Source organism: Listeria marthii (genome assembly GCF_014227425.1).
In the GTDB taxonomy this organism is placed as follows: domain Bacteria; phylum Bacillota; class Bacilli; order Lactobacillales; family Listeriaceae; genus Listeria; species Listeria marthii.
In genome coordinates this window covers 222,250-247,801 of sequence record NZ_JAASWB010000002.1, presented here as the reverse complement: position 1 = coordinate 247,801, position 25,552 = coordinate 222,250, and the positions used below count along the sequence as shown (strand labels likewise).

The 25,552-nt window shown below is 38.4% G+C and carries 29 protein-coding genes; 18 read left to right on the top strand and 11 right to left on the bottom strand.

Annotated elements, in window-relative coordinates:
- The first annotated feature begins 7 nt into the window (after positions 1-7).
- From HCJ55_RS04000 to htpX, 3 genes are all read left to right on the top strand, one after another.
- A complete protein-coding gene (locus HCJ55_RS04000) occupies positions 8-1,234 on the top strand; it encodes a peptidase U32 family protein (protein WP_185517124.1) in 1,227 nt (408 codons plus the stop codon).
- 82 nt (positions 1,235-1,316) lie between these two features.
- Positions 1,317-1,874 (top strand): LemA family protein, encoded by a 558-nt coding sequence (locus tag HCJ55_RS03995; protein ID WP_185517122.1) that lies wholly within the window; start codon positions 1,317-1,319, stop codon positions 1,872-1,874.
- 22 nt (positions 1,875-1,896) lie between these two features.
- Positions 1,897-2,811, top strand: a complete 915-nt coding sequence (gene htpX, locus HCJ55_RS03990; protein ID WP_008947346.1) for a zinc metalloprotease HtpX — start codon at positions 1,897-1,899, stop codon at positions 2,809-2,811.
- A gap of 43 nt (positions 2,812-2,854) precedes the next feature.
- On the opposite strand, the gene yjbH is transcribed toward htpX, so the two are convergent.
- The 3 genes from yjbH to HCJ55_RS03975 form a co-directional block, all read right to left on the bottom strand.
- On the bottom strand, positions 2,855-3,673 hold the full coding sequence (gene yjbH, locus HCJ55_RS03985; RefSeq protein WP_008947347.1) for a protease adaptor protein YjbH: 819 nt from the start codon (positions 3,671-3,673) through the stop codon (positions 2,855-2,857).
- 237 nt (positions 3,674-3,910) lie between these two features.
- Positions 3,911-4,495, bottom strand: coding sequence for a CYTH domain-containing protein (locus HCJ55_RS03980; RefSeq protein WP_185502517.1), 585 nt, complete (start codon positions 4,493-4,495; stop codon positions 3,911-3,913).
- 16 nt (positions 4,496-4,511) lie between these two features.
- Positions 4,512-4,979, bottom strand: coding sequence for a tetratricopeptide repeat protein (locus tag HCJ55_RS03975; protein ID WP_185517120.1), 468 nt, complete (start codon positions 4,977-4,979; stop codon positions 4,512-4,514).
- Positions 4,980-5,137: 158 nt separating this feature from the next.
- On the opposite strand from HCJ55_RS03975, the gene yjbM reads away from it, so the two are divergent.
- From yjbM to fabI, 4 genes are all read left to right on the top strand, one after another.
- Positions 5,138-5,806, top strand: coding sequence for a GTP diphosphokinase (gene yjbM / locus HCJ55_RS03970; protein ID WP_008947349.1), 669 nt, complete (start codon positions 5,138-5,140; stop codon positions 5,804-5,806).
- 31 nt (positions 5,807-5,837) lie between these two features.
- On the top strand, positions 5,838-6,632 hold the full coding sequence (locus HCJ55_RS03965; protein WP_185502519.1) for an NAD kinase: 795 nt from the start codon (positions 5,838-5,840) through the stop codon (positions 6,630-6,632).
- Positions 6,633-6,650: 18 nt separating this feature from the next.
- Positions 6,651-7,541, top strand: coding sequence for an RluA family pseudouridine synthase (locus tag HCJ55_RS03960; RefSeq protein ID WP_185517118.1), 891 nt, complete (start codon positions 6,651-6,653; stop codon positions 7,539-7,541).
- Positions 7,542-7,618: 77 nt separating this feature from the next.
- Positions 7,619-8,407 carry an enoyl-ACP reductase FabI gene (gene fabI, locus HCJ55_RS03955; protein WP_185502520.1) on the top strand — a complete coding sequence of 263 codons (789 nt, stop codon included), beginning with the start codon at positions 7,619-7,621 and terminating at the stop codon, positions 8,405-8,407.
- A 25-nt stretch (positions 8,408-8,432) separates the two neighbouring features.
- On the opposite strand, the gene dltD is transcribed toward fabI, so the two are convergent.
- The 5 genes from dltD to HCJ55_RS03930 are packed head-to-tail and all read right to left on the bottom strand — an operon-like array spanning position 8,433 to position 12,866.
- On the bottom strand, positions 8,433-9,707 hold the full coding sequence (gene dltD, locus HCJ55_RS03950) for a D-alanyl-lipoteichoic acid biosynthesis protein DltD (protein ID WP_008947354.1): 1,275 nt from the start codon (positions 9,705-9,707) through the stop codon (positions 8,433-8,435).
- Positions 9,707-9,943 carry a D-alanine--poly(phosphoribitol) ligase subunit DltC gene (dltC, locus tag HCJ55_RS03945; protein ID WP_003722794.1) on the bottom strand — a complete coding sequence of 79 codons (237 nt, stop codon included), beginning with the start codon at positions 9,941-9,943 and terminating at the stop codon, positions 9,707-9,709. The genes dltD and dltC overlap by 1 nt, the downstream gene beginning before the upstream one ends.
- A gap of 25 nt (positions 9,944-9,968) precedes the next feature.
- Entirely contained in the window at positions 9,969-11,153 is a 1,185-nt protein-coding gene (dltB, locus tag HCJ55_RS03940; protein WP_185502521.1) for a D-alanyl-lipoteichoic acid biosynthesis protein DltB, read from the bottom strand.
- Entirely contained in the window at positions 11,150-12,682 is a 1,533-nt protein-coding gene (gene dltA, locus HCJ55_RS03935; RefSeq protein ID WP_185502662.1) for a D-alanine--poly(phosphoribitol) ligase subunit DltA, read from the bottom strand. Before dltA ends, dltB begins: the two co-directional genes overlap by 4 nt.
- Positions 12,683-12,719: 37 nt before the next feature.
- On the bottom strand, positions 12,720-12,866 hold the full coding sequence (locus tag HCJ55_RS03930; protein WP_008947356.1) for a teichoic acid D-Ala incorporation-associated protein DltX: 147 nt from the start codon (positions 12,864-12,866) through the stop codon (positions 12,720-12,722).
- Between the two features lie 208 nt (positions 12,867-13,074).
- On the opposite strand from HCJ55_RS03930, the gene rpiA reads away from it, so the two are divergent.
- Positions 13,075-13,749: a ribose-5-phosphate isomerase RpiA gene (gene rpiA / locus HCJ55_RS03925; protein ID WP_185517116.1), complete on the top strand. Its 675-nt coding sequence runs from the start codon at positions 13,075-13,077 to the stop codon at positions 13,747-13,749.
- Positions 13,750-13,786: 37 nt separating this feature from the next.
- On the opposite strand, the gene HCJ55_RS03920 is transcribed toward rpiA, so the two are convergent.
- Both HCJ55_RS03920 and HCJ55_RS03915 read right to left on the bottom strand, forming a co-directional pair.
- Positions 13,787-14,218 carry a GNAT family N-acetyltransferase gene (locus HCJ55_RS03920; protein WP_008947358.1) on the bottom strand — a complete coding sequence of 144 codons (432 nt, stop codon included), beginning with the start codon at positions 14,216-14,218 and terminating at the stop codon, positions 13,787-13,789.
- 17 nt (positions 14,219-14,235) lie between these two features.
- Entirely contained in the window at positions 14,236-14,985 is a 750-nt protein-coding gene (locus tag HCJ55_RS03915; protein WP_185517114.1) for an alpha/beta hydrolase, read from the bottom strand.
- Between the two features lie 216 nt (positions 14,986-15,201).
- Between HCJ55_RS03915 and HCJ55_RS03910 the strand changes: the two genes are divergently transcribed.
- The 3 genes from HCJ55_RS03910 to lieB all read left to right on the top strand — a co-directional run bounded on the left by HCJ55_RS03910 (position 15,202) and on the right by lieB (position 17,921).
- The gene (locus HCJ55_RS03910) at positions 15,202-16,221 is read left to right on the top strand and encodes a branched-chain amino acid aminotransferase (RefSeq protein ID WP_185391037.1); all 1,020 of its coding nucleotides are present in this window, start codon (positions 15,202-15,204) and stop codon (positions 16,219-16,221) included.
- Between the two features lie 186 nt (positions 16,222-16,407).
- Complete coding sequence (locus HCJ55_RS03905) at positions 16,408-17,172, top strand: ABC transporter ATP-binding protein (protein WP_008947361.1); 765 nt, start codon at positions 16,408-16,410, stop codon at positions 17,170-17,172.
- Positions 17,169-17,921: a multidrug efflux ABC transporter permease LieB gene (gene lieB / locus HCJ55_RS03900; RefSeq protein WP_185506273.1), complete on the top strand. Its 753-nt coding sequence runs from the start codon at positions 17,169-17,171 to the stop codon at positions 17,919-17,921. Before HCJ55_RS03905 ends, lieB begins: the two co-directional genes overlap by 4 nt.
- 33 nt (positions 17,922-17,954) lie before the next feature.
- Here lieB and HCJ55_RS03895 read toward each other — a convergent pair whose 3' ends face one another.
- Positions 17,955-19,430 (bottom strand): LM6179_1298 family efflux MFS transporter, encoded by a 1,476-nt coding sequence (locus HCJ55_RS03895; RefSeq protein ID WP_185517112.1) that lies wholly within the window; start codon positions 19,428-19,430, stop codon positions 17,955-17,957.
- Positions 19,431-19,569: 139 nt separating this feature from the next.
- Between HCJ55_RS03895 and HCJ55_RS03890 the strand changes: the two genes are divergently transcribed.
- From HCJ55_RS03890 to HCJ55_RS03860, 7 genes are all read left to right on the top strand, one after another.
- On the top strand, positions 19,570-20,622 hold the full coding sequence (locus tag HCJ55_RS03890) for a M42 family metallopeptidase (protein ID WP_185503757.1): 1,053 nt from the start codon (positions 19,570-19,572) through the stop codon (positions 20,620-20,622).
- A gap of 12 nt (positions 20,623-20,634) precedes the next feature.
- Entirely contained in the window at positions 20,635-21,111 is a 477-nt protein-coding gene (locus HCJ55_RS03885) for a glutathione peroxidase (RefSeq protein ID WP_185506275.1), read from the top strand.
- Between the two features lie 138 nt (positions 21,112-21,249).
- Complete coding sequence (locus HCJ55_RS03880) at positions 21,250-21,705, top strand: LytTR family DNA-binding domain-containing protein (protein ID WP_185517111.1); 456 nt, start codon at positions 21,250-21,252, stop codon at positions 21,703-21,705.
- The gene (locus HCJ55_RS03875) at positions 21,702-22,130 is read left to right on the top strand and encodes a DUF3021 family protein (protein ID WP_185517109.1); all 429 of its coding nucleotides are present in this window, start codon (positions 21,702-21,704) and stop codon (positions 22,128-22,130) included. Before HCJ55_RS03880 ends, HCJ55_RS03875 begins: the two co-directional genes overlap by 4 nt.
- Complete coding sequence (locus HCJ55_RS03870) at positions 22,127-23,038, top strand: ABC transporter ATP-binding protein (RefSeq protein WP_008947368.1); 912 nt, start codon at positions 22,127-22,129, stop codon at positions 23,036-23,038. Before HCJ55_RS03875 ends, HCJ55_RS03870 begins: the two co-directional genes overlap by 4 nt.
- Positions 23,031-23,885 (top strand): ABC transporter permease, encoded by an 855-nt coding sequence (locus HCJ55_RS03865; protein WP_185502529.1) that lies wholly within the window; start codon positions 23,031-23,033, stop codon positions 23,883-23,885. The genes HCJ55_RS03870 and HCJ55_RS03865 overlap by 8 nt, the downstream gene beginning before the upstream one ends.
- An 81-nt stretch (positions 23,886-23,966) precedes the next feature.
- The gene (locus HCJ55_RS03860; protein ID WP_185503751.1) at positions 23,967-25,535 is read left to right on the top strand and encodes a peptide chain release factor 3; all 1,569 of its coding nucleotides are present in this window, start codon (positions 23,967-23,969) and stop codon (positions 25,533-25,535) included.
- Positions 25,536-25,552: the final 17 nt, after the last annotated feature.

Below are 25,552 nucleotides of genomic sequence, written 5' to 3'. Positions count from 1 at the left end.
TAGCATAATGAGTAAAGTATTAAAAAAACCAGAAGTGCTAGCTCCAGCTGGTAACTTAGAAAAATTAAAAATTGCGATTCGCTATGGTGCGGACGCTGTATATATTGGTGGACAAGCTTTCGGGCTTCGGTCACGTGCAGGAAATTTTAGTTATGAAGAAATGGAACAAGGTATTGCTTTTGCGCACGAACGAAATGCGAAAGTATATGTGGCAGCGAATATGGTTGCGCATGCTGGTGATACAGAAGGTGCTGGTGAATTTTTCCGGACACTTCGCGATATTGGCATTGACGCAGTAATCGTTTCTGATCCAGCCTTAATTAGCATTTGTTTCCAAGATGCACCAGGTTTACCAGTCCACTTATCCACACAAGCTTCGGCAACTAACTATAAAACTTTAGAATTTTGGAAGAAGCAAGGTCTTGAACGAGTTGTGCTTGCACGTGAAGTTAGCATGCAAGAAATTCAAGAAATTGGCGAAAAAACCGATGTTGAAATGGAAGCTTTCATTCACGGTGCAATGTGTATTTCTTATTCCGGCCGTTGTACGTTATCGAATCATATGGCGAACCGTGATGCGAACCGCGGAGGATGTGCGCAAAGTTGTCGTTGGAAATATGATTTATTTGAAATTGATAATGGTGTTTCGAAAAATTTAGTTGATACCGATGAAGAACCATTTTCGATGAGTGCGGTCGATTTATCGATGATTAAATATATTCCAGATATGGTCGATGCTGGCGTAGATAGCTTGAAAATCGAAGGACGAATGAAGTCGATTCATTATGTTTCAACGGTTGCAAGTGTCTATCGTCGCGCAGTCGATGCTTATTGCGCGGACCCTGAGAACTATGTGTTTGACCCGGCTTGGGAAGAAGAATTATGGAAAGTTGCACAACGCGAATTGTCTACAGGCTTTTTCTATAAAGAACCAACCGAAGACGAGCAATTATTCGGGAAAACGCGGAAAATTCCTCAATATGCTTTTGCGGCGCAAGTGCTGGAATATGATGAGGAAACAAAAATCGCTACTTTACAACAACGAAATAATTTTGGTGTAGGGGAAGAAATTGAATTTTATGGCCCAGGAGATACTGGATTTAAGCAAGTCGTAGAAGTACTTTGGAATGAACATGGTGAGGAAATTGACCGTGCGCCCAATGCAATGATGACAATTAAAATGCCAGTAGACAAACCTGTGAAGCCGTTTTATTTTATGCGAAAGAAAAAATAAAATCTCATGCTGCAGTAGGATTGTCGTGTACTCCCTAAGTAAGGTATAATGGGGTTAGTACATATGAAGGAGGAGATTAATTATGATAGGATGGATTATTGCTATCGCTGTTGTTGTTATTTTAGTATTGATTTATTTCGGACTATACAACAGCCTTGTAAAATACCGTAACCGTGTGGATGAAACTTGGGCACAAATTGACGTACAATTAAAACGTAGATTTGACTTAATTCCAAATTTAGTTGAAACAGTTAAAGGGTATGCAAAACATGAAAAAGAAACATTGACACAAGTAATTGAAGCTCGTAACAAAATGATGGAAGTTCCTGCTGACAACCTTCAAGGACAAATCGAAGCAGACAATATGCTAAGTGGAGCACTTAAATCTATTTTTGCATTAGGGGAAGCTTATCCAGACTTAAAAGCAAATACTTCTTTCATTGAATTACAACATGAATTAACTACTACGGAAAACAAAGTGGCTTATTCTCGCCAGCTTTATAACACAACCGTAATGACTTATAACACAAAAGTACAATCAGTACCAACTAACATCGTTGCAAAACTGCATAACTTTACAGAACGTGACATGCTTTCTATTCCAGAAGTAGAGCGCGTTGCACCAAAAGTAGAGTTTTAAGCCATGAAGGAGAGCGAAAATTATGCTATTCGAACAAATTGCAGCAAATAAGCGAAAAACTGTTTTTATCATTCTTGGCTTTTTCATTTTCGTTCTTATGGTTGGTGCTGCTATAGGTATTATTGTTTGGAATAATTATCTGAATGGGCTTATACTAGCAGCAGTTATTGGTGTATTTTATATTTTGATTATGGTGATGAGCAGTTCGTCAGTTGTTATGGCGATGAACCATGCGAAGGAAGTCACCTCAAAAGAGCAAGCACCAGTTTTGTGGGATACCGTTGAAAGCATGGCAATGGTTGCTGGTATTCCGATGCCCAAAGTATATATTGTTGAGGATGCAAGTCCAAACGCTTTTGCGACAGGAATTTCTCCGGAAAAAGGAGCAGTGGCTGTCACTAGAGGATTACTAAATAAATTAGAACGATATGAATTAGAAGGCGTTATCGCGCACGAAATTTCTCATATTCGTAATTATGATATTCGGTTATCAACAATCGCTATTGCGCTTGTGGCGGTAATTGCGATTCTTAGTGATATAGCAATGCGAATGATTTTCTGGGGAAGCCTAACTGGCGGCAGAAATAACCGTAAAAGTGACAACAATAACAGTGGCGGGGCGCAAGCGATTATCTACATTGTCGCGCTAATATTTGTTATTTTGGCACCAATTATTGCAACAGCTATTCAATTTGCGCTATCCCGTAACCGGGAATATTTAGCTGATGCAAGCGCGGTAGAACTAACACGAAATCCAGATGGACTTATCCAAGCATTGAAAAAAATTAGCGGTGATTCGAAAAAAATGGAAGAAGTTAGCGCTTCTAGTGAATCAATTTACTTTTCATCACCACTCAAGTCTAAAAAAAATAAGCCGGGTCTTTTCGACTCACATCCGCCAATTAGTTCGCGGATCGAACGCTTAGAAAATATGTAATAAAAAAAGTAGCAGCCTAGGAAATAGGTTGCTACTTTTTTTATTATAAGTTACCGATATACTTCCAGTGCGACTGGCCAGCTGGAGCATCAATTAATTCTACTTTTTGTTGGAGACGCCATTTTTTCATTTGGCGCTCGATTTGTTGTTCAGAAACACCATAAAATTCTGCCATCGAAGCGGAAGAAGTTACTTTTACTTTGGCTAAATATTCTTCCATTTGAGGGCGTGCTTCTGGTTCTGGGGAATCATTTAAAAGCTCAGATAAAACGTGCACATAAACTTCATAACGATGAAGTCCACTTAGTTTTAATCCGGCATCTTCTATATTTTTATTGAAAAATACTACGGTAGGATTTTCGTGAATTTCCATTTCTTGTGCTACTTTTTGGTCGCCGATATAAGCGCGTTTCGCAACAGTAGAAGCTAAATCTTTTTTGAATTCTGGAAGATCTAGGCCGGTGGAAATGGCAATATCATGAAGTACTTCTTCACTAGCGATATCTTTATTTTCAAGGAAATAGGCTGCTTGAATCTTACGTAAAAATGTAATGCCTTGTTTTTTTCCTTGGAGTTCAGCGGCTTTGACTGCAAGACAAGAAATATAGGAAAGGTGCGCCCCTATTTGTTGTTCTTTTAAGCTTAGGTTACTATTTCCGGCGCGCTTTTGTTTACAAACAAATGTCTGCAAATTATTATGCAGAACATAACGCAATTTGAAATAGTTCCCGTACTCCATTTGTAACCGGAGCATGTTCGCTTCAATATTCCAACAGTCATCACAAGCTGGATCGAAAAATAGATAAATTTCGATTGGCTTGGCATTTGCTACTGACTGATAATATAAATTTTGGTTAATCATTTGCTATCACCTGATTTTCAAATTCTAAATATCTTTAAACAGATACTCATTTCAATGTACCAGTGTGAAAAGAAATAATTCACTGCTCAGTAAAAGCTGATACAAAATTGGGTTTTGCAACTTACATATCTATTTTATCAGCGTAATGTAAATTTAACAAATAATTGTCATTGGCTTAACATATTTATTCGCTGTTTTTTAAGATTTTGTGTCATTTTACTGCAAATTTGTACAAATTTACTCATTATCTCCATATACGTGATGATAAAATCTTGCCACTTTGTTTTCGGCTGGTTGATTAGTTATTTGATATTCTTTCAGTAACTTATCAAAAATTTCTTTTCCTTTATCATAATCTGCCACTTCATATTCTAAATCAAAATCAGATATCGTACCATAAAAGTTCTTGTCAAAAACGAGCAAGCCTTTTTTATAGTCTTTTTCAGCGCGGATTGTTTTGAGCGAACCGAAAACTTGTAAATCTTCATGGTTGATGCCGATTTCTTTTAATGTATCGCGAACAGGGCCAACTGGAATGTTAGCTCCGGCAATAATCGCGGTTGCTTGGTCGGCACCAAGGATTTGTGTTGTTTCCATTAAGCCGCGCGATTCTGGGGTTTTAAGTGTTAATTGATATTGCGATTCTAACTGACGAATACGAAGCGCGGAATGACGTTCTTTTAAGCCGAAATCAGCTGTATCTAAATAATAATTCGTTTGCTCGAAAAAATCTTCTTCTTTCACGCGGAAATTTTCTGTTAGAGTATCGTATTCTTCTTTTGTTAATAAATTACGGAATTCGATTTCTAGTTCTTTTACCATGGAAAATCAGCTCCTTTTAATGAAATGTTGCATCTAAATCTTGTGCGTAAAATTGAATCGCTTTTTTGTAGCTTAAAATATCTTTGTCGTTTGTAGTATTTGTTAGTAACAGCAAGGTTTCTTGGAGTGCTTCTTTTTCTAACCCTTGATTATACTTAGCCATAATCGAAAAAGTGCGTAAGGCATTGTTCTCTGGGAATTCTTGCAGCGCTTTTTGGAAAAGGGTGCTTGATTTCTCGGCTTGACCTGTAATGCGGTAAGTGCTGCCGAGGCCAATATAGGCTTCTTTACGATCAGCGGCGGGAAGACCAAGTTCAAGTGCTTTCTCGTAAAAAGGGATTGCCGCATCTTCTTTGCCAAGCGCGTCGTGTGCCCATGCGGCAAAATAATGAAGTTCAGCGCTTTTTGGATTGTTTTTTAGTTCGTTGAGTGCCTGAGTACGCGCAGTTTCGTAATCGCCATTTTGAAGTAAAGTAAGAATCATTTTTATCATCCTTTTTATTATCGTTTGAGGGCTTCGGTTTTATTTTAACATGGGATTGAAAAAAAGGTTACTTTAAGCAAGGTGGATTAACGGCTTTTGTGTTAAAATATAACTGATGTTGCATAAATTTAATCATGAATATACTTGAGGTGAGCGATTTGAATCATTGGGAAGACTTTTTAGCGCCTTACAAACAGGCAGTGGAAGAACTTAAAATTAAACTTAAAGGAATGCGTTCACAATTTGAGCTTGAAAATAATCATTCGCCAATTGAATTTGTTACAGGTCGAGTGAAGCCGGTTGCGAGCATATTAGACAAGGCTAATCAAAAACATATTGCGCTAGATCATTTAGTAGAAGAAATGCAGGATATTGCGGGACTCAGAATGATGTGTCAATTTGTAGATGATATTGAAGTGGTAGTTCGTCTTTTAAGGCAGCGGAATGATTTTCGAATTGTAGAAGAACGCGATTATATTACCAACAAGAAACCCAGTGGATATCGGTCGTATCACGTCGTTATCGAATACCCAGTGGAAACTATCCAAGGGGAAAAGAAAATTTTAGCTGAAATCCAAATTAGGACGCTAGCGATGAATTTTTGGGCAACGATTGAACATTCGGTAAACTATAAGTATCAAGGTGAATTTCCAGAAGCAATCAATAAACGACTAAAACGCGCTGCGGAGGCGGCTTTCCAATTAGATGAAGAAATGTCGCAAATTCGTGAAGAAATCCAAGAAGCGCAAGTCTATTTTTCACAAAACAAAGATGCATCAAAGGACAAAAAAGCGGTACATCAAGTGATGCCAAAGAAAAATAAGTAACTAGTTGTAGGAATAGGGGCGAATAGAAATAATGAAATATATGATTACTTCAAAAGGAGACGAAAAGTCTGATTTGCTGCGACTAAATATGATCGCGGGTTTTGGGGAACATGACATGGAATATGATGAGGTAGAACCTGAAATTGTTATTTCTATTGGCGGAGACGGAACTTTCCTGTCTGCGTTTCATCAATATGAGGAGCGCTTGGATGAGATTGCCTTTATTGGGATTCATACTGGGCATCTTGGTTTTTATGCAGATTGGAGACCAGCAGAGGCAGAGAAATTAGTGCAACTTTTGGCAAAAGGGGAATATCAGAAAGTTTCCTATCCTCTTCTTAAAACAACCGTGAAGTATGGCATTGGTAAAAAAGAAGCAACGTATTTAGCGTTAAATGAATCTACGGTCAAAAGTTCAGGCGGGCCGTTTGTTGTTGATGTAGTCATTAATGATATTCATTTTGAACGATTTCGCGGTGATGGACTTTGTATGTCAACGCCTAGTGGCACAACGGCATACAATAAATCACTTGGTGGGGCGTTGATGCATCCATCGATTGAAGCAATGCAGTTAACGGAGATGGCGTCGATTAATAATCGTGTTTACCGGACAATTGGTAGCCCGCTTGTTTTTCCTAAGCATCATGTCGTTAGTTTGCAGCCGGTCAATGATAAAGACTTCCAGATTTCGGTGGATCATTTAAGCATTTTGCATCGTGAAGTACAAGAAATCCGTTATGAAGTATCTGCCAAAAAAGTTCATTTTGCCAGATTTAGATCATTTCCGTTTTGGCGTCGCGTACACGATTCGTTTATTGAAGATTAAGCTAGCAGGAGGAAGCATGTGTTTTTAGAATGGGAAGTAGAAACAGAAGAAAATGGGCTTTTACTTCGGACTTTTTTGAAGAGCAAGCACATTTCTAAACAATTATTAACCGCTGTGAAATTTAGTGCAGACGGAAAAATTGAAGTAAATAATGTCGAACAAAATGTACTTTATCACGTCAAAAGTGGCGATCAGGTTAGACTAACGTTTCCAACAGAGCAACAAAATGAACGTTTGCTTGCTGAGCATACCGAGTTGGAGATAGTTTTTGAAGATGATTTTCTATTAATTATTAACAAACCGGCCGGAATGGCTTCGATTCCATCGCAGTATCATCCACACGGATCAGTCGCAAATTTTGTCAAAGGGCATTATGAGGCGCAAGGCCTTACGAGTGCCATTCATATTGTAACGAGGCTTGATCGTGAGACTTCAGGACTAATGCTAATTGCTAAAAATAGGTTTGCCCACGCTAGACTCAGCACCTTTTTACAGCAAGGATTGTTAAAACGACGCTATCAAGCTTTTACAGGTGGCGTTTTAGCAGAACAAGAGGGATCGATTGAAGCGCCAATAGGGCGTAAAGAAGTGAGCATAATGGAACGTTTTGTTACTCCTGAGGGAAAATATGCCAAAACAAATTACACGGTTCTCGAGCGTTACAGAGCGTTTGATCACGTAGCCATTCAACTGGAAACTGGACGGACGCATCAAATTCGCGTGCATTTCTCGTACATCGGTCATCCGCTTATTGGCGATGATATGTATGGTGGGGATACTACTTTACTGCAAAGACAAGCACTACACTCGTGTCATCTGCATTTAGTCCATCCTTTGACAGAAGAATATATGGCATTTGATCTGCCTTTACCAGCAGATATGGAAGAGATAATTCAAAAATCGAAGTAATAAGTGTTTTAAAAAGTTATTTGGTCATGTAAAATGGAAGAAGCGAACAAATCGCATCAATTTTAGGAGGAAAGAACATGAATTTATCATTAGAGGGAAAAACATATGTTGTAATGGGAGTAGCTAATAAGCGTAGTATCGCTTGGGCAATCGCTCGTTCACTAAATGAAGCTGGGGCAAAACTTGTATTTACATATGCCGATGAGCGTGCGAAAAAAAGCATTACAGAACTAGTACCTTCACTAAACGAAGAAAATCAAAACCCGCTTATTCTAGCTTGTGATGTATCAAGTGAAGAAGCGATTACAGAAACATTTGAAACAATTAAAAATAAAGTTGGTAAACTTAGCGGCTTAGCACACTGTATTGCTTTTGCTAACAAAGACTTTTTAACTGGGGATTATTTAGAAGTAGATCGTAAAAGCTTCTTACAAGCGCATGAAATTAGTGCTTATTCGTTTACAGCGGTTGCTCGTGCGTTAAAACACTTGGAAATGTTAACAGAAGATGCAAGTCTATTAACACTAACTTATCTTGGTGGGGAACGTGTAGTAGAAAACTATAACATTATGGGTGTTGCGAAAGCTTCCCTTGATGCAAGTGTTAAATACCTTGCTATGGACCTTGGAGCGATCGGTGTGCGTGTAAATGCGATTTCAGCTGGACCAATCAGAACAGTATCTGCTCGTGGCGTTAGCGGCTTCTCTGACTCTATTTCACTAATAGAAGAAAAAGCTCCACTAAAACGTGCGACACAAGCGGAAGAAGTTGGCGATACAGCTTACTACTTATTCAGTAACTTATCTCGAGGCGTTACAGGCGAAGTTATTCACGTCGATAGCGGTTATCATATTATTGGATTCTAAAGAAAAAACCAGAAGTAGTTTAAAACTACTTCTGGTCTTTTTTTGGTCCGTCTTCTGGATGTTCTTTAAAGTAATAATCTTTTGGTGTTGGTTTATAATTTGTTTGGACCGGTTCTTTAACGAAATCAGCCAGTGCTTGGTCGATTTTAACCCAACCGCGCCAGCTTAAATGAATCGGATCTTCTAAGAAGAACGCTTCATTTTGATATTCTTCTAGAGAGTAATAGCGGAAGCCTTGGCTCTCGATTTGTTGTTTTGTTTTAGCGTAATAACCGTCTAATCCTTGTTTGTTCATACCAATGTAATCAATCCATTTTCCGTTGATAGGAGGATTAATGAAGATGACATCTGCGCCAGCTTTTTTGAATGCATCCATAAGTAGTTGCAAATCAGCAAACTCTGGAGATTGGTCATAACGTAAATCTTTACGACTATCTTTTAGTTCACCTTCAATAGGTTTGATTTTTTTCTGGTAATAATGTTCTTTCACTTGGAATGGGTTATCACCAATACTTTTCTCACCAGTTTCTTTCGCTAGATCGTCAAGTTGTTTGTAATCTAAATTATCTGGAAGAGCTTTTAGGCCCTTATCTACGCGATCTTGTTTAGAACCAGAGACAGATTTTGATTCTAAATCGTCTTTACGTTCTAAGATTTTCAGTTCGATATTTCCAGCAACTTTTAGAAGTTTTGGATCATGCGGTTTTTTAGGTCCTTTTGCAACAATATTTTCAAGTAATTTCTTTAATGTAGAGTCGCTTTGAACCACTTGGAAAGTAAGTAAACGTTTTGCAGCGTACCGACGTTCAGGCGTGTTTTTCGTATCTTCAAGTGCAAATTTGTATGCATGAAGAGGGGAGAAGTTAGCGCCAAACGATGGATCAGAAACGCCTTTAGGTTGGAACCACTGCGGAGATAAGATTACCGCTACTTTTTTGCCTTTTAAATCATCACCAAGTGCATTTACATCTAAGAAATGACTTAATGATTGTGTACCAGGACGACCAAGTAAGAATGGTGTATAGCCCTGATCATATTTTTTTGATACTACGCTAGGATGAAATGAATCGACACGAGAAAGCTCTGATGAACCATAAATTGGTAAATAGTTTCCTTCTTTTAAAGCTTCTTTCTGGATGTCTAAGCCTTGGATGACGTATTCGTTCATAGACGTAGCGCTTTCCTCTACCGTTTTAGAAGAAACGTGAGAGAATAAGCTGCTAGGTCCGAATAGAACGAAAAGGAAAACCGCGAATGCGACCATTAAAGGCCCAAATGTCATCCACAGCTTTTTTTTCATTATTTTAGCGCCTCAAGTTGAGTAATGATCATTTCAGGAGTAGCCCATTCGTCGCGGTCAAATTCGGAAACGGGAACAGTAATATCTAGTTTTTCTTCAATTTCGATTAATAGTTGAACAGTAGCCATAGAATCAAGCAAACCTTCATCAAATAATTTGATGTTTGTATTTTGTACTACTTCATCAGTTTCTGTAATTTCTTCTAAGATTTCTAATACGTTTTCGCGAAAAGCCATTTTAAATTACCACCTTTAGTTAGTTTTAAAAATTAATTTTATCTAAAATACCTGAGAAAATCAGGAATCCGAAACAAACAAATTGGAATGTAATGATAACGCCGATTACATAAGTTATTTTGTTTTTTGGATAGAATTTGTGTTTCTTGTTGAAGCGTTCGATTAGGTCAAATCCGACAATTAGTGTTGCTTGATATAGACCATAAACGATGTAATACCAGTGAAGTCCGTGCCATACACCCATGATGAAAAAGTTAACGAAGTAAGCTAGGTAGGCAACAGTGAACTTGCTTTTAAACCATTTCTTTTTTGTTACCCATAATACGAAACGCATAAATACATAATCACGGAACCAGAATGAAAGCGTCATGTGCCAACGATTCCAGAACTCTTTAATATTTCGCGCTGCAAATGGTTTGTTAAAGTTCATCGGTGTTTGAACGCCGAGCAGGTAACTAACACCAACTGCGAAGGCACTATAACCTGCGAAGTCAAAGAATAAGTACATACTATAAGCATACATATAACCGATTAAACTCTTTGTTGTATCTACATTGTGTGTAATCGCGATGTCTAGTGGAACAACAAAATGTTTGTTTACTAAGTAAGCGATAATGAATTTGTAGAGAAATCCGAGGAAGATAAGGAATATTCCTCGATTTAATAACGCCACATAAGCTTCTTTGCTAGGCGGATTATCAATGTCTTTTTTAAAGCGACGGAACCGGTCAATCGGTCCGGATGAAATAGTTGGGAAGAATAGTAAGAAGTTAACAAAATCCCACGCGTTATACTGTTTAATTAAGTTATCGCGTATTTCAATAATCATTTGCGCCGCTTTAAATGTTAGGTACGAAATTCCTAGGAAACCAACCATTGTTACATTGTCACCTAAAATTGGAACAACTTTAGAAATGACAAGTGGAAGGATGGAGAGAACTACTGCAATGACGAATACGCCACCGTGATTCAGCTTTTTCTCCTGCCTGTAATGGAAGTAAAGTCGTACAAGTGCAAGTTGCCAGAAGACGAAGAAGATAAAAGTAGCTCCTTGGACTGGGCTTGCAGAGAACATAAAGTATAAAAATACAAGTGTTACAAAAGCATTATAAATTGGTAGTCTTTTTCCTAACAAACCAGCTACTATGATAGGAATTAAAAATAGTACAAGTACACCAAAATAAAGGATTGTACCGTATGGTAAACTCACTTGTTAACCTCGCTGTTAAGCGCTTTGCGGTCAATTTTGCCATTCATCGTTAACGGGAACTCTGTCTTATAAATCCATTTTCTTGGAATCATGTATGCTGGCATAAATTCTTTGAGTTCATTTTTGATAGCTGCACTTAGCTGGTATTCTTTTTCGAAATCATTGGCAGTTGGGATGACCTGAGCGACCAACATATCTACCTTTTCGTCTTTCATTTTAGGAATAATAGCGCAGTTTTGAATGTAACTTACTTTTTTAAGATTGTTTTCAATATCTTCTAGTTCGATTCGATAACCGTGAAGTTTAATTTGGAAATCTAGGCGTCCTTGGAAGAATAGGTAACCATCCTTGATAATACCGGAATCTCCAGTATGATAAGCTTGGTAGCCTTTATAGTCAAAGAATACTTGCTCTGTTTTTTCAGGTTCATTTAAATAACCTTTGGAAACACTAGCACCGATTAGGATGATTTCTCCTTTTTCACCATCTGGAAGAATTTCGCCAGTTTCTTGGTCTACGATGTGTAAACGCATATCTGGTTTAATTACGCCAAGTGGTAAGCTTGGATAAGCATCGATAAGCTCACGAGTTACTTTTACTTGCGTTACAGCAACGGTTGCTTCAGTAGGGCCGTAAGTGTTGTAAATGACTGCATCTGGGAAACGATCAAGTAGTTCAGTTGCTGTTTTCTTAGCAAGTACTTCACCGCAGAATAAGAAGCGAGTCAAACTAGGGTTATTTTCTTGGTTAAAGTTCTCATCTAGTAAACACAAGTCTGCGAAAGAAGGAGTGGAAACCCATACGTCAAAGCTTTGCGCAGGAATTTCACGGTATAAATCTTTCATATTAGCAGTAATTGTTTTATCAAGCGGTACGAGTGTTCCACCGGATAGTAAGCTTGGATATAAATCCATCACAGATAAGTCAAACGAGAATGGCGCTTGGTTTAAGAAGCGTAATCCTTGTCTTAACGAAAAGTCTTGTAAAATCCAGTTGCTAAAGCTTACTAGGTTGTTTTGGCTGATTTGAACGCCTTTAGGATTTCCAGTACTTCCGGATGTGTAAATAATATAGTAGTTATCATCATTTTTTACACATTCAGCTTTATCTGGCACTTCTTCAAAATGTTTTTCTAAAGCGTCCATTAGTTGTTCTTGTGATAGCACAGGGCAACCAGTAATTGTAAGGTTGCTTGGTAATTCTTCTGTGCAAATAAACATAGAAGGATCAGCTGCTTTTTTAATTTGTTCTATACGTTCAACTGGCATAGAAACATCTACTGGAACATAAGCTCGACCTGATTTGATAGCGCCTAAAAATGCAACTAGCATTAATGGAGACATGTGTCCGTAGACGATAATAGGTTTTTCTTTGTCAGTATTTAGATTTTTTAGTAGAAAAGAGCCAAATGCATCCGACTGCCGTTTTAGTTCTTTGTAAGAAAGACGTGTGCCGGCATATTCGTAGCAAGGGAAATCCGGTGTCTTTTCTGCCCATGCATCAATTCTTTCGATGATACTCGTTGTCATAATTGATATTCCCATTTTTTAACAGTCCTTTCTTTTTTTAGAATTCGTTGTAAATGAATTTCGCACCTTCAGGGTTTTTGAAACCATAAAACCAAAGCAATCCAAGCAGAATAGCTAAGTAGAAAACAGTTTTCATAGTAAAGATAGTCGCTGGATGATGCAAAAATAGTTTTACTCTGTTCATAAATCCACCTCTTTATTATTTCAGTTGTGTTACAAATATTAAAAATAAACGTTTAATACTTACTTACTGTAATACATCTGTCTTTAAATGTCTAATTACATTTTTGTAAGGTTAGAAAAATAAACATATTTTGAACTTAAAAGTGTCGGCGAGTATAATGAAACTATAGATATAGCAAGGTTTTAATGCTAAGAGTGGAGGAGGAGAAATGATGAATCAAAAGAAAATAGCTGGAGAAAAAGCATGCGAATGGATTAAAGAAGGCATGATTGTGGGGCTTGGGACGGGAAGTACGGTATATTACACGATTGAAAAACTAGGTGACATGGTCGCGAAAGGCTTACAGGTTACTGGGGTTGCCACTTCGGAAGAAACTGCGAAACAAGCAGAAAAGCTAGGAATTCCTTTAAAATCGCTAAATGATGTGACAGAAATTGATGTCACAATTGATGGTGCAGATGAAATTGATGCCGACTTTCAGGGAATCAAAGGTGGAGGAGGTGCACTTTTGCGTGAAAAGATGGTTGCGAATGCTAGTTTGAAAAATATTTGGGTTGTTAGCGAGGAGAAGCTTGTAAGGGACTTGGGTGAATTTCCGTTACCTTTGGAAGTAATTCCATTTGGTTGGAAGCAAATTCAGCGTGAACTTGAAAAAGACGATATTGAAACGAACTTGCGGAAACAATCTTCTGGTGAAGTGTATGTGACAAACAATGGGAACTATATTTTGGATATTGTTAATCAAACATTTACGGATACGGCAATGTGGCAAGAAAAGTTAGCGCAAATTCCAGGGGTCGTGGAACATGGTTTATTTCTTGATTATGTGGATATGATTATTTGCGGCAAAGCGAACGGAGAAATTGAGCTCATAAAAAAATAGCTATTTCTTCTATATAAAAGAAATAACTATCTTCGTATCATATTGTTTTTTTCATTTCTTTGTGTTCAATGCCTGCATCAAGGAATATATCCGAGCAAGTTTCGTAGCCGAGTTTTTCATAGAAGGGGATAGCAGTTACCTGTGCGCCTAATTTTAACTTAGTTAAGCCGCGCGTTTTAGCTTCTGATTCAATGGCTTCCATGATTCTGCGGCCGCTACCAGTGCCACGAGCTATTTTCTGAGTGCAAATGCGTTCGACCTTGCCGTAACCATCTGTCACGCGAAATCTACCTGTTGCAAGCGGTGTGCCGTCCTCTGCGTAATCAACAAACATGACAACGGAGTCCATTTTATCGAATTCGTCCCATTCTAATGCGGGATCAACATGTTGTTCAACGACAAATACGTCGTTTCTAATTTTTAATGCGGCTTGTTTGCCGAGCTCATCTGTTACTTTCTTTACGGTCAAGATATTTTCGTCCTTTCTTATGCGCGCATACTTTCTAAATCAAATGTATTGACTGGAAGCATAAATTGCAAAGAATCTTTGATAAATGGCTGCCAGTACTTCCAGCGGTGATCGCCGTTAAATACATGGAAATAATAATCAAATCCGCGAGCGCTTAAAATTTGTTCTAATGATTTATTTGGTGATAGGAAATCGAGCACTTCATTTCCAGTAGTTTCGACAGCGGTTTCTTGGTCGCCAATTATATGGAAGATTTTCACTTTTGCAGGGTCGACTTTTTCGGCAAGTGTAAGGATTGTGTCATCCACATATGGTGAATGTAAAATCACGTTGCCGAATGTAAATGGAAATAGTAGCGCTGCTTTTAAGGAAACGGATGCTCCGAGTGAGTCACCCATCAGGAATCTACTCGTTGGCATTTGGAAAGAAGGGAAGCGTTCTTCAAGATAAGGAACAAGTTCAAATGCTAAGAACCGGATATATGCGTCATTTTGTTTACCATCGGGATGATATTTTTCGCGCCGATCCATGACAGTTTTGTAAGGGATACCAATGAAAATGGCTTTTTGAATCTGCTCGGTTACCGCTAATTCTTCGGAGTGGCGCGCAAGTTTACCAAATTGAAAATAATCTTTTCCATCTTGTACAATAAAAAGTGGATATTTGTAAAGTGGCGAAAAATCAGGTGGCAAGCAAATAATTAAATCAAGTTCCTCTCCTAGCGATTTACTATAAAATTTCTCATCCAACATTTTGTGAGCTGTCATTTTCATTCTCTCCTTTCTTGAAATCATTCCTTCTAAGTTGATTGTTTTTTGAAAAGTTACTCTATTTTAGCATGGATTACGTTAAAAGAAAGAACATTTTGCCTATTTATTAGAAAATTTTTCTTTTTCACGTGACATCACTGCAATAATGCTGTTTATTGTGCTATACTGAAACATACAATAATTCTGTTTAAAGATAGAAAGTGGGGATTTTGAATGAGTAAAGATATTGACTGGAGTAATTTAGGATTTAGTTATATTAAAACGGACAAACGTTACATTTCTTATTGGAAAGACGGGGAATGGGACGAAGGTGCGCTAACAGAGGACAATACGCTACACATTAGCGAAGGTTCGACAGCACTTCACTACGGACAACAATGTTTTGAAGGTTTAAAAGCATATCGTTGTAAGGACGGTTCGATTAATCTTTTCCGCCCAGATCGTAATGCTGCGCGCATTCAAAAAAGTTGTGAGCGTTTATTAATGCCACACATCCCTACAGAAAAATTTATTGATGCAGTGATGCAAGTTGTTCGTGCGAATGAAGAATTTGTGCCGCCATATGGTACAGGCGCAACGCTTTATCTACGTCCATTTGTTATTGGCGTTGGTGATAATATTGGTGTTCATGCAGCGCCAGAGTATATTTTCTCTATTTTCTGTTCACCAGTTGGACCATATTTTAAAGGTGGAATGGCGCCGACCAATTTTGTCGTGTCTGATTTTGACCGTGCCGCTCCAAATGGTACAGGTGCAGCAAAAGTAGGCGGAAACTATGCCGCAAGTTTGCTACCGGGTCAAGCTGCCAAAGCACGTAATTTTGGCGATTGTATTTATTTAGATCCTGCAACACATACAAAAATTGAAGAGGTTGGTTCTGCTAATTTCTTTGGTATTACAAAAGATGATAAATTTGTGACACCGTATTCTCCTTCTATTTTGCCAAGTATCACGAAGTATTCGCTACTTTATTTGGCGGAGCATCGTTTAGGCTTAGAAGCAGTGGAAGGCGATGTGTATATTGATAAGCTCGATGAGTTTAAAGAAGCTGGAGCATGTGGAACAGCGGCCGTTATTACTCCGATTGGTGGTATTCAAACGAAAGATGATTTCCATGTATTCCATAGCGAAACAGAAGTAGGACCAGTAACAAAACGTTTATTCGATGAACTTTGTGGCATTCAATTTGGAGATATAGAAGCTCCAGAAGGCTGGATTTATAAAGTAAAATAATGACAAGCCGTCCGTTTAAGCGGGCGGTTTTTTTGTAGAAGTCATTTCCGATATTTAATTGGAAGTGGCTTTTTTATTGACAACATTGCAACTCGGTGTTACTATGTAGTAGTAATAAGTGATACAGAATACCCGTGTTACTGAGTAGTGGGGTTTAATAAAAAATGGAAAGAAGGTTGTATTCAAATGAGTGAAGTGATGATTAAAGCCACGGGTTTGGAAAAATCATTTAAAAAAACAGATGTCTTAAAAGGTGTAGACTTTGAAGTGAAACGCGGTGAAATTTTTGCATTGCTTGGTTCGAATGGTGCAGGCAAGACGACAACCATCCAAATTTTAGCGACTCTTTTAAAAGCAGATAATGGAAATGCAAGTGTCTCTAGTTTTGATGTGGGAAAAGAGGCTGAGAAAGTTCGCGAGCATATTAGTCTGACAGGGCAATTTGCGGCTGTGGATGGTCTTTTGACAGGGCGAGAAAATATTTTATTAATTGCTAAACTGCGAGGTGAAAAAAATCCAACGCAGACTGCGAATGATTTATTGGCACGTTTTGGACTCGAAAAAGCGGCGGATCGTCGTGCGGACACTTATTCTGGAGGGATGACGAGGCGACTGGATATCGCTATGAGTTTAGTTGGTGCACCGGATGTGATTTTCCTTGATGAACCGACAACTGGACTTGATCCTGAGGGGCGAATTGAAGTTTGGAAAACGATTAAGGCACTTTCGGATGGAGGTACAACAATCTTACTAACCACTCAATATTTAGATGAAGCAGAACAGTTGGCTGATCGAATTGCTATTCTTCACGGCGGAACGATTATTGCCAACGGGACTTTGGATGAGCTTAAAAAATTGTTCCCGCCTGCTGAAGTTGAATATGTCGAAAAACAACCATCTTTGGAAGAAATTTTCCTAGCAATTATTAATGGGAAGGAGGAAGTAAAATGAAGGCAATTCGTGATACAAGTATATTATTTGGCCGGTCCATGCGTCATATTTTGCGGAGTCCTGATACAATTATTACCGTGGCAATTATTCCAATTATGATTATGTTAATGTTTGTGTATGTGCTAGGTGGTGCAATCCAAACGGGGACGGATAATTATGTGGATTATTTGTTACCGGGTATTATTTTAATGGCGATAGCAAGTGGGATAGCTTATACGGCAGTACGATTATTTACGGATGTGCAAAAAGGGTTATTCCAACGGTTTCATTCGATGCCGATTAGCCGCTCTTCCGTTTTATGGGGACATGTGTTGACATCGCTCGTTTCTAATGCGATTTCGATTGTACTCATTATTCTTGTTGCGCTTCTTATTGGTTTTCGTTCATCAGCAGGGATATTGGAATGGCTTGCTGTAGCGGGAATATTGTTGCTATTTACTTTAGCGCTAACATGGATCGCTGTTATTCCTGGTCTAACTGCCAAATCGGTTGACGGAGCGAGTGCCTTTTCTTACCCGCTAATATTTTTACCTTTTATTAGTTCGGCTTTTGTCCCAACGGATACAATGCCAACTGCAGTGCGCGTTTTTGCCGAAAATCAGCCGGTGACGTCAATTGTTAATACGATTCGCGCATTACTTTACTCTGAACCGATTGGAAATGAGATTTGGATTGCTCTTGCTTGGTGTGTGGGAATTACGGTTGTTGCGTATGTTTTTGCGGTAACAATTTATAAAAAAATGGTATAAACAAAAAAAGTTGGCTCTAAGGAGCCAACTTTTTTAATTTTCACCGGAAATATGTTTTTTCGGTAAGATAAAATGGATTAAATAACTAACGATACAGCAAGCGAACATTACCCAGAAAACCATATGAAGTCCGCTATATAAAATATCTCGAAGCGGTTCAACAAGGTCTGCGCTCACATTGCCAGAAGTTTGCGGGCTAATTAGCTGGTTTAAGTTACTACGATTTACTTCGCTGCCAGCAGCTGCACGGAACTCACTAGTAAGAATTGAGTTGAAAATAGTTCCAAATACAGCGACACCAATTGTTTGACCAACTGTTCTGAAAAGCGTGTTAGATGCAGTAGCAATACCAGTTTGGAATCGCGGCACAGCATCTTGAACGGTTACAGTAGTAGTAGTAAAAATAATTCCGAAGCCAAATCCCATAAATGCACTATTTAAATAGAAGAAGATGTCATTTGTGGAAGCGGGGAATAAAGCTAAAATTAGTCCACTTGCGGCTGTAATCAACACACCGATACCAACTGTATGGCGATTTCCAAGTGTCATTAATAATTTTCCGCCGATAAATGAACCAACAATCCACGTAACGGAAAGCGGTGCAAGCATAAAGCCAGCAATTGTAGCCCCGTGGCCAAGCATACCTTGCGCCCACATTGGAATATAAACGTTGATGCCAATTAAAAAGGCACTAATCAAGAAGCCAATTAAGTTCCCAATTAAAACAACGGGATTTTTAAATAATACAAATGGCATAATCGGATCTTTTGCACGTTTTTCGACAAAATAAAAAGCAACAAATAATACAATCGAAACGGCAAAAAGAATAACGACGAGCGGTTCTGTCCAATTGAGCGATTCACCAGCTCGCTGTAATGCGAATAATAAACCAAGCAGTGCCACCGTGAAGAGTGAGGCACCTAAATAGTCAATCGGTAATTTCACATGTTCCACTTTTTCGCGTAAATAAAGCAAAATAAGTAAGATTGTCAAAATGCCAATCGGTACATTGATAAAGAAAATCCAATGCCATGAAAGTTGGTCTACTAGGAATCCACCAACAAGTGGTCCAAATACACCGGCGATACCCCATGCAGAACCCATAAAGCCAAGTACTTTAGCACGTTTTTCAAATGGGTACACGTCTGCGATAATTGTCATAGTAGATGGTAAAATCCCACCTGCTCCAATACCTTGAATCGCGCGAAAAATAATTAATTGTTCCATATTTTGTGCGAATCCACAAAGCGATGAACCAATGATAAAAATAATTGTCGCAATTACAAAGATATTTTTTCGTCCATACAAATCAGACAGTTTCCCGTAAATCGGAACTGTTACTGCTGATGTTAGTAAATAAACAGAAAAAATCCAGTTCATTAACTCTATACCGTCCAACTGACTTACAATCGTTGGCATCGCAGTACTCACGATGGTACCCTCAATAGCTGCCATAAATGTTGCGACAAATACGGCGATGGTAACGGCCTTTACTTTTGTTTGTTCCAAAAAATTCCCTCCCTTTTCGTCTACCGAATTATAGCATATAAAATGACTAATTTGGGAAAAAATTAATCCTAAGAAATGCGCTCCTTCAAGATAAGCGCTATAATATAATAGAAGAAAGCGAACTAAAGGAGGAATTTTTTTGTCATACGAACCAAATACAAAGCAAACGATGCAAAAAATTAAAGAATTAACATCTATCCCAAGCCCAACAGGCAATACAGGGAAAATTATTGAAAAACTGGCAAAAGATTTGGATGCTTCAAAAATCCCTTATACTTTAAATAATAAAGGCGGATTGATTGTAACGCTTCCTGGGAAAGATGACTCAAAACACCGCATGTTGACTGCTCACGTGGATACGCTTGGTGCAATGGTCAAAGAAATTAAAGCAGATGGCCGCTTACTTTTAACATTAATTGGTGGATATCGTTTTAACGCAATTGAAGGCGAATATTGCACGATCGAAACAAGTGATGGAGATTTATATAGCGGAACTATTTTGATGCACCAAACTTCCGTCCATGTGTATAAAGATGCTGGAACTGCTGAACGTAATGATAAAAATATGGAAGTTCGTTTAGATGTAAAAGCTTTAGATGCAGACAAAGTTCGCGCACTTGGAATTGAAGTAGGCGATTTCGTTTCATTTGATCCGCGCGTGCAAATTATTAATGATGAATATATCAAATCACGCCATTTGGATGATAAAGCAAGTGTCGCGATTTTATTAGAATTAATCAATTATATTCATGAAAATAAACTCGAGTTACCGCATACTACTCATTTCTTAATTTCTAATAATGAAGAAATTGGCTATGGTGGGAATTCGAATATTCCAGCTGAAACAGTCGAGTATTTAGCCGTAGACATGGGTGCACTTGGTGATGGTCAAACATCGGATGAATATACTGTTTCTATTTGCGCGAAAGACGGTAGTGGCCCTTATCATCTTGGTTTACGTAAACATTTAGTGGAGCTTGCTAAGAAGAATAATATCGATTATAAAGTGGATATTTATCCGTTTTATGCTTCCGATGCGAGTGCTGCGATTAATGCTGGTAACGACATTATCCATGGCTTAATTGGCCCAGGGATTGATGCGAGCCATGCATACGAGCGCACACATCGCGACTCACTTTACCATACAGAAAAATTAGTTTATGCATATTTATTTTCGAATATATTGAAATAGGAGGAATTCCGTATGAATGTCCATGATTTTTCTGAAAAAGCAATGAATGGCAAAGAAATAGCGCTAAGTGATTATAAAGGTAAAGTTTTACTCATCGTGAATACTGCGAGCAAATGTGGCTTAACACCTCAATTAGAAGGTCTTGAAGCGATGTATAAAAAATTGGGTGGCGATAACTTCGAAATTCTCGGGTTCCCGTGCAACCAGTTTTTACGCCAAGATCCCGGTAGTGATGAAGAAATCCTAGAATTTTGCCAAATGAATTACGGCGTGACGTTCCAAATGTTTTCTAAAATCAAAGTAAAAGGCAAAGACGCAAGCCCGCTATACAAATACCTGACCGAACAAACTGGCGGCAAAAAAGTAGAGTGGAACTTTGCGAAATTCCTAATTGATGAAAATGGAGAAGTTGTCGAACGTTTCCCATCAAAAATGAAACCAGAAGATTTTGAGGATAAAGTAGAAGCTCTTGTTGCAAAAGTAAACTAAGTAAGACAGACTCGGTAGTGCATGAATCGCGCTACCGAGTTTTTTTGCATCTTAGTTAGCTTAAAAAGCAGGTTACTAAAATCGGCTTGTAGTTTTTAATGGAGTGTTTATAATAAAAAGAAAAAGGGAGGCAACTAGATGAAATTCCATGTAAAGCAAGATGAAAATTTAGTGGTTGGTGAAGTGGATATATATTGTCACCCCGATAATCTAGCAGAAGTATCCAGCATGGTCGCGGGACTAGAAGAGCCAACTGAAAAAATCTCCGTTAAAAAAGATGGCGCCACCTATTTGCTAGAGCCAAATACGATTTTATATTTTGAAGCAGTGGAGAGTAAAATCTTTGTCTATACGGAAGAAGACGTCTATGAAATTCATTGGAAACTATATGAGTTAGAAGAAAAATTCAAAGATAGTTCATTTTTCAGATGCTCGAAATCGATGATATTAAATATCGAAGCGATTGAAAAAATTGCCCCTAGTTTTAATGGGAAATTTGAAGCGAACCTTTTTAATAATGAAAAAGTGATTATTTCCAGACAATACGCTAAAGTCTTAAAGCAGAAGTTAAACATGGGAGGGAAGCGCAAATGACTAAAAAACTAATTCAATTTATTCAATCTATGTGTATTATTTTCACGGCCTCGATGATAACGATGATTTGTTCTTATGTCGCGACAGGGCAAACGGAATCAATGGCCATTCGAGACGTTTTTATCATGTTAGGATTTAGTATTGTAACGACTTTTATTCAGCAATTACTTTTTAATCATTCGATAAAGACGAAACGAACTTTTTACATCCGATTGATTGTGTTTTTCCTTTTTATAGGCGCGACGATTTTAGGGCTAGGGTGGTTGTTTGATTGGTATGATACAATTGCTGGATTTATGATTATCTTTGGGTTAATTTGTGTGACTTTTCTTGTGATGCATGCTTTTTTCAGTTACCGCGATGCGAAATTTAGTAATGAAATTAATCAAAAACTAGCAGAAATGCGAGAAAGGGAGACAAAATGATAAAACTGACGAATGTAGTTAAAACATTTGGTAAAGTCGAAGCAGTCAAGGGCATTAATTTAGAAGTGGAGAAAGGATCATTGTTTGCTTTTCTCGGTGAAAATGGCGCGGGAAAATCGACCACGCTGAGTATGATTTGCACAGAAAGCGAACCAACTTCGGGAGAAATTTTTATTGATGATGAAAAGTTGACCTTTAAAAATCGTAAAGCTTTTAGGCAGAAATTAGGGGTTGTTTTTCAGGATAATGTGTTGGATGATTTGCTGACGGTGCGTGAGAATTTATATAACCGCGCGAGTTTATATGGGAAAACAAAAGCAGAGATTGCGGAACGGCTGGAGCTTGTTTCTTCGATTATGGGGATTGAGGACATTTTAAATCGGCGTTTTGAAAAATTATCTGGCGGGCAAAAGCGCCGGGCGGAAATTGCTAGAGCGATTATGCATGATCCGGAAATTTTACTACTAGATGAGCCGACAACGGGGCTGGATCCGAAAACAAGGGTAAGTGTCTGGAAAATTATTGATTATTTGCGAGAAGAATTGGGCATGACGGTGTTTTTGACAACGCATTATTTGGAAGAAGCGAAAGATGCGGACCAATTAGCGGTTATTCATAAAGGGAAAATCATTGCAGAAGGCACACCAGCTAGCATTAGAAGTCGCTTTTCTGTGGATAAAATTTTCTTTTATGAACCGAAGCTAGCGGAACTTCAGGTGATTATCGAGGAACTGAATTTACCATATAAAGTGACCAAGGGAACGATGCGTGTGGATGTAATAAAAGAAGATGTCGGAATTTTGGCTATTTTAAACCAGGCAGCGGGACTTTATCGTTCGTTCGAAGTAATTAAAGGAAATCTTGATGATGCATTTATCTCGTTGATTAAGGAGGACGCTAATGATTAGTCGTAATTTAAAAATCTATTTTCGCGATAGAACCGCTGTATTTATGTCGTTGCTAACAGTTTTAATTATTATTGGCTTGTATGCGATTTTTCTAGGAAGCAATATGGAAGAGATGTTCAAACAGGCTTCTGGGAAAGTGACGGGGATACAAGAATTAGTGAATACTTGGGTGATTGCCGGGATTTTGGCGATAACGCCGGTCACTGTTTCATTAGCGGTTTTTTCTTTAAAAGTGCATGATGAAGAGGAGAGCATTGCCAGAAGTTTTGCGATAACACCGGCTTCCAGATGGCGGATTGTTACCAGTTATATCGTTAGTGGGCTGGTAGCTTCATTTCTGCTTTCTGTGATAACTCTTTTTGTTGGTGAAATGTATATTTGGTTGACTGGTGGAGAATTTTTACCGCTAGAAAGTTGGGCTCGTTTAATCGGAATCATTTTAATTAATGTTCTATGTTGTAGTAGTATTATGTTTTTTATCGCAAGTTTGGTGAAAAAAGCTAGTGCCTTTAGTTCGGTTTCGACGATTGTTGGGACAGTGATTGGCTTTATTGCTGGAATTTATTTGCCAATGGGTTCTCTTCCAACGGCAGTGCAAACAGTGATGAAATGTTTTCCTTTTACTTACGGCGCATCGGTTATTCGAGAAATTATGACAAAAGAACCGTTGCAACAAGTTTTTGCTGGGAATACGCAAGCAATGGATGCGACGAAAGAAATGATTGGAATTACGATTTATTGGGGCGATAAAACTGTGACAACAGGACTAAGTTTACTTATTTTAATCGCCTTTGCAGTCGTATTTGGTGCGTTATCTGTCGTCCTAATGAAACGGCAAACAAAATAATTTTTGAATAAAAAAACAGCCGAAATTCTCCTAGTTATGCTATACTAATGGAATGTGAATGAATCTAGGAGGAAAATAACAATGAGTCAAAATTTGCAAAAAGAAGTTGCTTCACGCAAAACGTTTGCGATTATTTCTCACCCCGATGCTGGGAAAACGACGATTACTGAGCAATTATTATTATTCGGTGGCGTTATCCGTTCAGCTGGGACTGTAAAGGGAAAGAAATCTGGCAAGTTTGCGACAAGTGACTGGATGGAAATTGAAAAACAACGTGGTATCTCGGTAACGAGTTCTGTGATGCAGTTTGATTATAATGGTTCAAGAATTAATATTTTGGATACACCGGGTCACTCGGATTTCAGTGAAGATACGTACCGGACGCTAATGGCGGTCGATAGTGCAGTCATGGTTATCGATGCTGCGAAAGGGATTGAAGCCCAAACGTTAAAACTATTCAAAGTTTGTCGAATGCGCGGAATTCCTATTTTTACTTTTATTAATAAAATGGACCGTCAAGGGAAAATGCCACTTGAGCTACTTGCTGAATTAGAAGAAGTGCTTGGTATTGAATCGTATCCAATGAACTGGCCGATTGGAATGGGGAAAGAGCTTGCCGGGCTTTATGACCGTTATCATCGTGTAATTGAGCAATATCGTTCAGAAGAAGATGAGCGTTTCTTACCACTTGGTGAAGATGGTGATTTGAAGGAAGCACATGCTATTCAAAAATCACTTTATTACGATCAAGCTTTGGAAGAAATTATGCTACTTGATGAGGCTGGTAATGACTTTAGCCGTGAACGTATTATTGCGGGTGAGCAAACACCGGTATTTTTCGGGAGTGCTTTAACGAACTTCGGCGTAGAAACTTTCTTACGCACATTTGTTGATTTTGCGCCTGCTCCTTCAAGCCATGAATCAAATGAAGGCGTTATTGAAGCGGATAATCCGAAGTTTTCTGGCTTTATCTTCAAAATTCAAGCAAATATGAACCCTGCCCACCGTGATCGGATCGCCTTTATTCGAATTTGTTCAGGTGAATTCGAACGTGGCATGAACGTTACGTTAACGCGAACAGGAAAAAGTATGAAGCTTGCGAACTCGACGCAGTTTATGGCGGATGACCGGGAAACTGTTAATCGTGCGGTAGCTGGTGATATTATCGGTTTGTATGACACAGGTAATTACCAAATTGGCGATACGATTACTAATGGAAGCAAAAAACTCGAATTTGAAAAACTTCCGCAGTTTACGCCAGAATTGTTTATGCGTGTTTATGCGAAAAATGTTATGAAACAAAAGCATTTCCATAAAGGTGTAGAGCAACTCGTGCAAGAAGGTGCAATTCAATTATTTAAAACGTGGCGCACGGAAGAATACATCATTGGAGCTGTTGGTCAGTTGCAATTTGAAGTATTCGAACACAGAATGCGCGGCGAATACAATTCCGAAATCCGTATGGAACCAATCGGTAAAAAAATCGCTCGTTGGGTCAAAGAAGAAGACGCGGACGAAAAACTTTCTACAGCGAGAAGCATGCTAGTGAAAGACCGTTTCGATCAACCGTTATTCTTATTCGAAAATGAATTCGCGATTAATTGGTTTAACGATAAAAACCCGGATATCGAATTAACTTCATTATTATAAAAGACGCAACCTATTTG